Raw genomic sequence first — 614 nt, 5'->3', positions numbered from 1 at the left:
ACTGTGAAAAAGCTTTGCGAGACATCGACCAAGCGTTAATTGCCGCCGTCGATGATACTCAAGAGATTCGCGGCGTGATTCGAGTGAACTGTGTGGGTGGCTACATCGGCGAAGACATCATCGCCAAATACGTGTGTGAGTTTATGCAACAGTACCCGAACGTCAGCATTGATTTGGACTTTTCTTCGCCTCGTATTGACTTGATTGAAGATCAGTTTGATGTCGCATTTCGCATGGGGGAATTGGATGATGCAGGGTTTGTCGCGCGCAAGCTGATGACGGTTGACATGGTGACGATCGCAAGCCCGAGCTATGTGCAGCAATATGGCATGCCAAAACACCCAAAAGAGCTGGCCGAACATCGAACTCTGACTGGTTCGGTTACGCGTTGGAGCTATCGTAAAGCAGAGAACCCAAATGACCACGCCGATGTGGTCGTAAAAGGCAACTTGCGCTGTAAAAATGGACGAGCGTTAGTAATGGGCGCGCTGCACGGCAACGGCATTATTCGTGTTCCACTGAGTTACTGTGCAGAAGAAGTGGAGCTAGGCCAACTGATAAAAGTGATGCCAGATTGGGAAATCCCGTCGGTGCCCTTTTCCGCCATATTCCAA

General features: G+C 50.0%; 1 protein-coding gene. It reads left to right on the top strand.

The genetic code is table 11. The features are described 5' to 3' along the window. Positions 1–614 (top strand): substrate binding domain-containing protein (locus tag R7044_RS26425; RefSeq protein ID WP_225456140.1); only part of this gene is annotated, 614 nt, incomplete at both ends.

This window comes from Vibrio sp. 1402 (assembly GCF_033340275.1).
Note: the sequence above shows the minus strand (reverse complement) of the source record. Positions and strands in the feature narration are given on the sequence as shown.